Raw genomic sequence first — 9040 nt, 5'->3', positions numbered from 1 at the left:
GGCAGGGCGAGTAATTCATCAATTCCCTGGCTGGCAGTGCGAGCGGCGCGGGTCTCACTGAGGTCTTCGATCGCATGCAGGGCCTTTTCGAACGCATTCGGCGCCAGGCGGTCGAGCTCTTCCTGCTCAAGCATCGCCGCTGCGATCTCTTCTGAAACAGCCACGTCGCGCGCAATGTCAGGCCGGATCGCCGCCTGCGTCTCGACCAGCAAAGCGAAAGGCGAGCTAAGCCGGCCGGCGGCATAGGCGCTGTAAAGCTCAGAAATGAGGTTCGACTTTGACGGCACGTAAGGCTCTATACGGACTATTGATATTCTCTACAGCAGATATTGAGCCGCAATTGCAAACGTCAAGAAATTACACGCTGAGGTTCTGTCACTGTAGGTCTAATCTCGGGGAAGCTTGCCCCTCAGACGCTCGAAGGCGAGCCGGATGCGGGACTTTACGGTGCCGAGCGGCAGGTCATAGGCTTTTGCGATTTGAGAATGCGAGAGGCCTTCATAGAAAGAGGCCTTGAGCAGAGTCAGCTGCTCTTCCGGCAATGTTTTCAGCTGTTCACGGACACGGTCTGCAATCTGGGCGCGTGACAGCGTCTGGTCAGGCGCTTCATGGCCGGCCGGCTGCAGCATCGGTTCTTCTGGCGAAAGGTCGGGCCGGCTTGCTTGTCTGTGCAGGTCGATCTGACGGTTGCGCGCGATCCGGAAAATCCAGGTCGAGACAGAGGCCTGGGCCTCATCGAACTGGCCCGCCTTGCGCCAGACCGTCAGCATCACATCCTGCACGATCTCTTCGGAGCCGACCTCGTCAGCGCCCATTCGCCTCAAATAGGATTTTAGCCGGGGGCCATAATATTCGAACAGAGTCCCGAAGGACGACCGGCATTGCCGGGCCGCAATCTGTTTCATGCAACCGGCGTGCAGGGCGCGCACATCCTCGCCGCTCCTGGAGACAATCGTCGTCACTGGATTATCGAGACTCCATCATTCACACGCATAGATCGCAAACGCCGCCCGAAATGCAACCATCCTGCCCTCATATTGTTCCATCAGAAACCGAAAACATGTCCGCCAAAATTCAGCCTTAACTTTCCAGCAGTGTCACCGCGATAGGAACTGAAACTCCCACAAGATCGCTTTCCCACCCATGCTGACCAGATTATCGATCATCACGCTCGTTTTCACTGCGGCTTCCGTTGCTGCCGCTCACGCCGCGCCAACCGCAATTGGCCGCTACAAGGATTGGACCGTCTTCACGGAAACCTTGAATGGCGAGACCCTCTGCTATGCCGCAACCGAAGCGACAGACAAAGCCCCAAAGTCGACTGATCACGGAGATGTGTGGTTCTTCGTGTCCAATTGGCGCTCCGGCAAGGCGCGCAGCCAGCCAAGCCTGAAGGTCGGTTATGAGCTTCGCGCGGACCTGCCAGCGCGCGCCTCGATCGGACGCTCCGGCTGGACGCTGTATGGTGTTGGCCGTGAAGCCTTCGCCCAGGACCGCGACGACAGCCGCATCGTCTCTGCCCTGCGCAGCGGCAGCGAATTGCGCGTCGAAGCGGTCTCCTCGCGTGACACCAAAGTGTCCTACCACTTCTCGCTTTCAGGCTCAGCCGCCGCCATCGACAAGGCCTCATCGCTCTGCCGCTAGGGCGGAGCGGGAGCGCTCAACCGGGTGCGCTTAGAGCCGTAGCGATGGCGTCGTAATTGATCTGATCGAAAGCGGCCAGCGTGATGTCGACCTCGTGGCGCTCGACAAATGCGCGGCAGATCGTGACAGCGACCGCCGCCGCGCTCTGCGGGGGATAGCCATAGACGCCCGTTGAAATCGCAGGAAAGGCGATCGACACCAGCTCGCGTCGGACAAGTTCGTCGAGACAGTTGCGGTAGCAGGCCTCAAGCAAGGCTGGCTCGCCCTCCCCGCCGCCGCGCCAGACGGGGCCGACCGTGTGGAAGACCAGCCGGTCGCCAAGCTGGAATCCCGGCGTCACGCGAACCTCTCCCGTCGGACAGGGCGCAAGCGGCCGGCAAGCCTCTTTCAGTCTGGGTCCAGCCGCACGATGGATAGCGCCATCGACGCCGCCGCCGCCCATCAGCGCGGAATTGGCAGCGTTGACGATGGCATCGCACGCGACGTCGAGAATGTTACCGCGATGGAGGGAGAGGTTTCCGCTCATGGACATGGACCTTAAAGCAAACGGCCGCCTGCAAAACTGCAAGCGGCCGCTTTTGTTTGGGGCAGCAGGTGGCTACTCGGCCGCGTCGCCGTCCGAGCCGTCTTCGTCTGCCGGCATGGCCGCTACGGCGGCTTCAAGCCCGTCGACATATTCAGCGCCTTCAAGCACCTGAATGGTCGAGCCGTCAAAGGCTGAACCGAAGCCTTCGGCGCGCCCACCAAGGCATTCAGACAGGAAGCCTTCCATCACCGAATAGAATGCCAGCCGGTTTTCAGGCCGGGCAAAGCCGTGGCCCTCGTCCGGGAAGTTCACATAGGTGACCGGGAGACCCTTCTCCTTCATGCTGGCGACCAGTTGGTCGGATTCCAGCTTGGTCACGCGCGGGTCGTTCTCACCCTGGCCGACAAGGAGGGGTACAGAGATGTCATCGATACGCGAGATTGCCGAGCGGTTCAGCATGTCCTCGCGCTCTTCGGGTACAGCCGGATCGCCAACATATTTGAACCAGGTGCCTTCCAGGAAAGGCGCCCAGTATTCCGGAAAGCTCTCGATCAGCGTTGCAAGGCTGGACGGGCCGACAATGTCGACGCCGCAGGCGAACGTATCCGGTGTAAACGTCACGCCGATAAGGGTCGCATAGCCGCCATAGGAGCCGCCTGCGATGGCGATTTCGTCCGCATCGGCGATGCCTTCATCGACCGTCCAGTTCACCGCATCGATGAGGTCGTCATGCATCTTGCCGGCAAACTCGCCGACCGCCGCGTTGACGAAATTCTTCCCGAAGCCTGTCGAGCCGCGATAATTGACCGACAAGACCCCGTAGCCGCGATTGGCGAGCCATTGGTGCCAGGAATTATAGCCATAGGAATCGCGCGACCATGGCCCGCCGTGAACGTTCAGCACCAGCGGCACCGGCTCTTCGGGCCGGCCGTCGCCATCGACGTCTGAGCCAGGCGGCAGCGTCAGATAGGAGACAAGCGGCAGGCCGTCGCTGGATGTGATCTCGATCGGATACATCGGCTGCAGCGGCGCGTCGGCAAGGTCCGGCCGCGTCTTGAACATCTCGGTCAGCGTTTTCGCGTCGCGGTCATAGACATAGTAGATGCCCGGCGCGACGGCCGATTCGGAATAGACGACCATGCGCGACAGGTCATCGGTGGCGGACAGGATCTGGATGTCCCCGTCGAGCTCTGCCTCAAGGAAGGACAGGTCGGCAGCAGCCTCATCGGTCAGCGGCTCCCACTCACTCCGCAGATATTCGGAGGCATACGCCATCGGCTCATAGGTCGTCGGATGCAGGAGCGCGCCCGAGATATCGGCCTTGTCATTCTCAGCGAGAACGGTCGCTTCGCCTGTCTCAGTGCTGATCTCGACCAGGGCGGCGGTGTCGCGGCCGCGGCTGTCGACAGCGTAGAACGCATCGTTCACACCATTGAAACCGATTGAATTGGTTGTCAGGAAGTCCTCTGCCGGAATCGAAGTCAGGACCTCGCCGTCCATATCGACGATATCAGCGCCGCCGCCCGGCGTCTGCACGAGGCCGAAGCGCGGCGTGAGCGTATTGTCGACCAGCCAGCCGGCATAGCCTGGATTCTCGGCAGCAAGCTCCATCTCACCGGTTGCGACATCGACCAGATAGAGGTCGAAAAGCTGCGGATTGCGCTCGTTGAGACCGATGAGCAGCTTGCCTGGCTCGTCGCGGGAGACGCCCTGAATGACAGCACGCACACCATCTTCAACCGGCGTGAGATCGCGCACGTCGCCGGTGGCAACATCAGACGCATAGACGTGGAAATTCTCATCCCCGCCCTTGTCCTGGGTGTAGTAGACATAATCGGAGCCCGGCGACCAGAAGTGGCTGCGAATGCCGCGATAGGTGTCATTGGTGATCGGCTTTGCCGCATCCGGGTCATCGGCAGGCGCGACCCAGACATTGGTCACGCCGTCGACCGGCGCGATCCAGCTGACATACTGACCGTCCGGGCTCACCCGGCCTTGCGTCTTTTCCGGATTGCCGAAAATGGCATCACGGTCGATCAGGGCAAAATCATCAAGGCTTGGCGCTTCGGCAACGACCGGCTCGATCTCGACGACGCTGGCTTCGGGCGCAGCGCCGAGATTGACCTCCGGCGTGTCATTGGCCGCGCAGGCGGCAAGTGCCACCACTGCGACGCTTCCAGTCAGTATCTTCTTCATTCGAAACCTCCGATAAATAAATATCGTTTTTCGATATTCGCCTGTGAGGCGAAAGGCAAGCTTCATCGTCGATTTTGCTTCGACACCAGAACGAATTGGGGCCTCAGCCCTCTCTGATGTCTGCGCCGAGCTCGGTCATATGCGCCATGAAGTCCGGATAGGACGTCGCAATCATGGCCGCGTCATCGATCGAGACCGGCTTCTGGCTGGCCGTCCCCATGACGAGCGCACTCATCGCGATGCGGTGATCGTGATGCGTCTCGACAAGCCCGCCCCCCGGAGGCGGACCACCGCAGCCCTGCACGGTGAACCCGTCCTTTCGCTCGTCGACCTCCACACCATTCACACGCAGCATCGCGACCACCGCGGCAATCCGGTCGCTCTCCTTGACGCGCAGCTCTTCGGCGCCGGAGACGGTGGTCTCCCCCTCCGCAAAGGCGGCAAGCACGGCAAGGATCGGAAACTCGTCAATCATGGAGGCGACGAGATAATCGGGTATGGCCCGGCCCTTCAGACCGCTCGAGACCGCCTGCATATCGATCAGCCGCTCGCCTGCTGCATCGCCAAGCTCCTCAGCGCCAATGTCGGCGCCCATCATCGAGGCGGCGCGGAAGAAGCCGTCGCGCGTTTCGTTGGACATCACGCCCTCGACCATCACCCCGCCTGCAGGTGAGATCAGCCCGGCCGCAGTCAGGAAAGCCGCAGAGGATGGATCGCCAGGGATCTGCGTGTCGACCGCCTGCAAGGTCTGCCCGCCCTCTATCGAGACGATCTGGCGCCGCCCGTCAGCGCTGACAACATCCAGGTCGACCCCAAAGCCGCGCAGCATCTTTTCAGTATGGTCGCGGGTTGGATGATGTTCGGTGACGCGGGTCGTGCCCTGCGCATTCAGCCCGGCCAGAAGTACGCAGGATTTGACCTGCGCGGAGGCCTGTTCGGGCACGAAGCCGATCGGCGAGAGCGTGGCAGAGCCATGCAGGGTCAAAGGCAGCATGCCGCGCCCGTCATGCTCAAAACGCGCGCCCATCTGTTCAAGCGGCGTGATCACGCGGTTCATCGGCCGCTTCGACAGGCTGGCATCGCCAACCATCTTCACCTTGATCGGGTAGCCCGCCATCAGCCCCATCATCAGCCGCGAACCTGTGCCCGAATTGCCAAAATCGAGTGGGGCTGCCGGCGAGGTCAGGCCGGCCTTGCCGACACCTTTTATTGTCCAGCGGCCATTGCCCTTCTGCTCGCACTCAGCACCAAGCGCGGCCATGGCCTTCGCGGTGTTGATCACGTCCTCGCCTTCGAGCAATCCGGAGATCTCCGAAGTGCCGTCTGCAATGCCTGCAAGCATTAGCGCGCGGTGCGAACAGGACTTGTCCCCCGGCGCCCGAATGGCGCCCTGGAGCTTGCTGACGGGGAACGATGTCCAGGCCAAACGATTATCCTTCTGTAGAAGCTGGCGAAAGCGCTTTGACAGCGGCGAGGGTTTCTGGCAAGCGCCCCCGCAACAATTCATTCAGGCTTGGAGACCGACAAGATGGCCGATTCCGATCTTGGGACCAAACAGATCTGCCCCAATTGCGAGGCTAAATTCTACGATCTCAACAAGCGCCCGGCAGTCTGTCCGAAGTGCCAGACAGAGTTCGACCCCGAAGATGATGAGATTCGCACGACCAGCGCGAAGCTGAAGGCCAAGCGCGCCAAGTCAGCCGTCCCCAAGGACGAGGATGAAGACGACCTCGAAGAGGACGAGTCCACGAAGAAAAAGAAAAAGAAGAAGGCCGCCAAGACCGACATCGACGATGATGAAGAAGATCTCGATGACGATGAAGACGAAAGTGATGACGACGAGGAAGACGAGGACGAGGATGAGGATGAGGATGATGAAGCCTCCCGCGAACTCGGCGCTGATGCAGACGAAGTCGTGCTCGAAGGCGGTGACGAGGATGAAGACGAGGAAGCGGCCCCCGGCAAGGTCCCGGCCGGCTTTACCGAAGAAGGCCTCGACGATGATGACGACGATGTCGCGATCGATGATGAAGAGGAAGACTTCGAACTCGACGATGACATCGACCTCGATGACGATCTCGACCTTGGCGATGATGACGATGATGTCGAAGACGATGATGACGACGCCGAGGATGCAGACGGCGGCGACGAGGAAGACGATGACAAGAAGTCCTGATAATTGGACTTGATCAGGAGCGCGTGAGACTATACCTCACGCGTCTCCTGTTGGATTGGGGCCTTAGCTCAGCTGGGAGAGCGCTTGCATGGCATGCAAGAGGTCAGCGGTTCGATCCCGCTAGGCTCCACCATTTTTCACGGGTTTGCTGCGCAAAATTTTTGGTCCGGTGGACCAAAAATACGTGAAAAATGCCCCGGCAGGGGCTTTTGTAATTTGACTCCTTATCGGCGCTGCGCCTCTCACATGAGTCGCGCTCAAGGCTGTCCGACGCATTGATCGCACCATCGCTTCTCTGGCGTGAGCAAAGCGATCCTTGCATCGCTGGAGCGGCAGCTTCGCCAGAGCGGCATATCCATCGCGACTCTCTCGAGTACGGTGACGGCGCTCGATTTTTATAAAGCAAATTGTTGGACCCGAGTTGGCGAGCCGGTGACGGACGATGGCGTCACGAGCTATCCCATGCGCAAGCAGCTTAAACCTCAGGACGCCGTTTGCATCTAGACGGTGCCAAGACTCTGAGCCTCGCAGCCCCGGAACCGCCTTTCCCGCGCTCGCGTTGATCTCCTGACAAGGAGCACGCCATGACCCATACCCTGACCCTGCAATCCATCGACCCTGTGACCCCTGATGTCTTCCGGCTGAGATTCGACAAGCCGGACAGGCTCGGCATCGAGCCGGGACAAGCGGTCGATCTCGCACTCGACCGCGAAGGCTGGCGCACCAAGCAACGCCCCTTCACCCCGACCAGCCTGCCCTCGGACGACTATCTTGAATTCACGATCAAGTCCTATCCCGATCATGACGGCGTGACCGAACAGATCGCAGAGCTGCAGCCGGGCGACAATGTCCTCATCGAAGACCCGTGGGGCGCGATCCAGGATGAAGGCAAGGGCTGGTTCATTGCGGGCGGCGCGGGCGTGACGCCCTTTATCGCCATCCTGCGCGAGCGCCTGAAGGAAATGGGCACGCTTGAGGGCTGCGAACTCATTTTCTCCAACAGTACGGAGGCCGACATCATCTACCGCGATGAGTTCGAAGCCATGCCAGGCCTGAAGACCTTTTTCACAGTCACAGATGAGACGCAGGCCGATGTCCCCTCCGGCCAGATCGACAAGGACATTCTCTGCGATCATGTCCAGCCGGGCGCCGGCAAATGCTATGTCTGCGGGCCTGAACCGATGATCGACGATATCGTGCTCGCGCTAAAGGAAATCGGAGTCGCGGAAGACGATATCGTGGTCGAGGATTTCGGCTAGGCACGGTCCAACCGGGCCCTTCCCGCGGATGGAGAGGATCGGGATACAGCGCCGCCACCGCGAATCTGAACACCTGTTCACCCCCGGCGGCTGAACTGCCCAAATACCCTTTTATGGCCGCATAGAAGGCTTGAACCCGGCAAGATCGGACCCCAGATTCAAGTCTGACACAAGCCCGGCGGTAAAAGAGGAGCTGCCGCTGAGTTGGAGCTTCTGCCGGGTTGATGTGTCGTGGTCCTGTCTTTGAAAGGAAGGAACAAGCCATGACGACAGAACTTGCAAACCACGCTGTGAAGCTGTTCTCGGCCAAGGACATCGTTTACATCCGCCAGATTGCGGAGAACGAGTTCGCAGAGCTTCCCAAAGAGGCGCTCGAAACAGTCGGTGACCGCGACGCGCTCTTCGTCCTCTCCAATGGTGAGGGAGAACAGCTGGCCATCGTGGAAGGCCGTGACGCTGCCTTTGCAGCCGCCCGCGCCCACGAGATGCGCCCCGTCAGCGTGCACTAGTCACCCGCGACGCTTGGCCGAAGAAGAAACGGAAAGCCCGGCAGAGATGCCGGGCTTTTTTGCGTATTAGAGGATCGCCGGGATTACCCGGTCTGGCGGCCTGTGGCCGTCGGCGAAGGTCTTGATGTTGATGATGACTTTCTCGCCCATCTCGATCCGGCCCTCGACTGTGGCTGAGCCCATATGCGGCAGCAGGATCACATTCGGCAGGCCCATCAGCTCCGGATTGACGACAGGCTCGCGCTCGAACACGTCGAGGCCAGCGCCTGCAATATTTCCGGCTTTCAGCGCGCGGGCGAGCGCGGCCTCGTCGATCACTTCGCCGCGCGCGGTGTTCACGATGAAGGCTTCCGGCTTGATCAGGTTCAGCCGGCGGGCCGAGAGGAGATGAAAGGTTGCCGGCGTATGCGGGCAGTTGACCGAGATGATATCCATCCGCGCCAGCATCTGGTCGAGGCTTTCCCAATAGGTCGCGCCGAGCTCTTCGGTCACCTGGCGGCTCACCGGCTTGCGATTGTGATAGTGGATCTGCAGCCCGAACGCCCTGGCGCGGCGTGCCACTGCCTGGCCGATCCGGCCCATGCCGATAATGCCGAGACGCTTGCCGGCAATCCGGCGCCCGAGCATCCAGGTCGGCGCCCAGCCATCGAACTTGCCCGCTGCGAGCAGCTGAACGCCCTCATGCAGGCGGCGCGGCACGCCGAGGATCAGCGCCATCGTCATGTCGGCG

10 protein-coding genes, 1 tRNA gene and 1 pseudogene are annotated in these 9040 nt (G+C 60.7%); 6 read left to right on the top strand and 6 right to left on the bottom strand.

Going from position 1 to position 9040, the window contains the following annotated elements:
- Both WA989_RS16565 and WA989_RS16560 read right to left on the bottom strand, forming a co-directional pair.
- A partial coding sequence (locus WA989_RS16565) for a hypothetical protein (protein WP_424341584.1) occupies nucleotides 1-287 on the bottom strand: 287 nt, incomplete at its 3' end.
- Nucleotides 288-386: 99 nt separating this feature from the next.
- Nucleotides 387-962 carry a sigma-70 family RNA polymerase sigma factor gene (locus WA989_RS16560; RefSeq protein ID WP_424341583.1) on the bottom strand — a complete coding sequence of 192 codons (576 nt, stop codon included), beginning with the start codon at nucleotides 960-962 and terminating at the stop codon, nucleotides 387-389.
- Nucleotides 963-1143: 181 nt separating this feature from the next.
- On the opposite strand from WA989_RS16560, the gene WA989_RS16555 reads away from it, so the two are divergent.
- Nucleotides 1144-1644 (top strand): invasion associated locus B family protein, encoded by a 501-nt coding sequence (locus WA989_RS16555; RefSeq protein WP_424341582.1) that lies wholly within the window; start codon nucleotides 1144-1146, stop codon nucleotides 1642-1644.
- A gap of 16 nt (nucleotides 1645-1660) precedes the next feature.
- On the opposite strand, the gene WA989_RS16550 is transcribed toward WA989_RS16555, so the two are convergent.
- The 3 genes from WA989_RS16550 to aroA all read right to left on the bottom strand — a co-directional run bounded on the left by WA989_RS16550 (nucleotide 1661) and on the right by aroA (nucleotide 5792).
- Nucleotides 1661-2170 (bottom strand): macro domain-containing protein, encoded by a 510-nt coding sequence (locus WA989_RS16550; protein WP_424341581.1) that lies wholly within the window; start codon nucleotides 2168-2170, stop codon nucleotides 1661-1663.
- Nucleotides 2171-2242: 72 nt separating this feature from the next.
- Nucleotides 2243-4366 carry a S9 family peptidase gene (locus WA989_RS16545; RefSeq protein ID WP_424341580.1) on the bottom strand — a complete coding sequence of 708 codons (2124 nt, stop codon included), beginning with the start codon at nucleotides 4364-4366 and terminating at the stop codon, nucleotides 2243-2245.
- A gap of 103 nt (nucleotides 4367-4469) precedes the next feature.
- Nucleotides 4470-5792, bottom strand: coding sequence for a 3-phosphoshikimate 1-carboxyvinyltransferase (gene aroA, locus WA989_RS16540; protein ID WP_424341579.1), 1323 nt, complete (start codon nucleotides 5790-5792; stop codon nucleotides 4470-4472).
- Nucleotides 5793-5894: 102 nt separating this feature from the next.
- Between aroA and WA989_RS16535 the strand changes: the two genes are divergently transcribed.
- The 5 genes and pseudogenes from WA989_RS16535 (at nucleotide 5895) to WA989_RS16515 (ending at nucleotide 8310) form a co-directional block, all read left to right on the top strand.
- Complete coding sequence (locus tag WA989_RS16535; RefSeq protein ID WP_424341578.1) at nucleotides 5895-6542, top strand: TIGR02300 family protein; 648 nt, start codon at nucleotides 5895-5897, stop codon at nucleotides 6540-6542.
- Between the two features lie 57 nt (nucleotides 6543-6599).
- Nucleotides 6600-6675 (top strand) — tRNA-Ala (locus tag WA989_RS16530).
- A gap of 164 nt (nucleotides 6676-6839) precedes the next feature.
- Nucleotides 6840-7046, top strand: a pseudogene (locus WA989_RS16525) (GNAT family N-acetyltransferase); the annotation flags it as partial.
- An 80-nt stretch (nucleotides 7047-7126) separates the two neighbouring features.
- Nucleotides 7127-7801, top strand: coding sequence for an FAD-binding oxidoreductase (locus WA989_RS16520; protein WP_424341577.1), 675 nt, complete (start codon nucleotides 7127-7129; stop codon nucleotides 7799-7801).
- A gap of 263 nt (nucleotides 7802-8064) precedes the next feature.
- Entirely contained in the window at nucleotides 8065-8310 is a 246-nt protein-coding gene (locus WA989_RS16515) for a DUF1150 family protein (protein WP_424341576.1), read from the top strand.
- 66 nt (nucleotides 8311-8376) lie between these two features.
- Here the strand turns inward: WA989_RS16515 and WA989_RS16510 are convergent.
- The coding region (locus WA989_RS16510; protein WP_424341575.1) for an NAD(P)-dependent oxidoreductase at nucleotides 8377-9040 on the bottom strand (664 nt) is incomplete at its 5' end.

Origin of the sequence: Henriciella sp., assembly GCF_049649345.1 — a bacterium.
Taxonomy (GTDB): Bacteria; Pseudomonadota; Alphaproteobacteria; order Caulobacterales; family Hyphomonadaceae; genus Henriciella.
The sequence above is the reverse complement of the archived record's forward strand: the minus strand, read 5'-3'. Positions and strand labels throughout refer to the sequence as shown.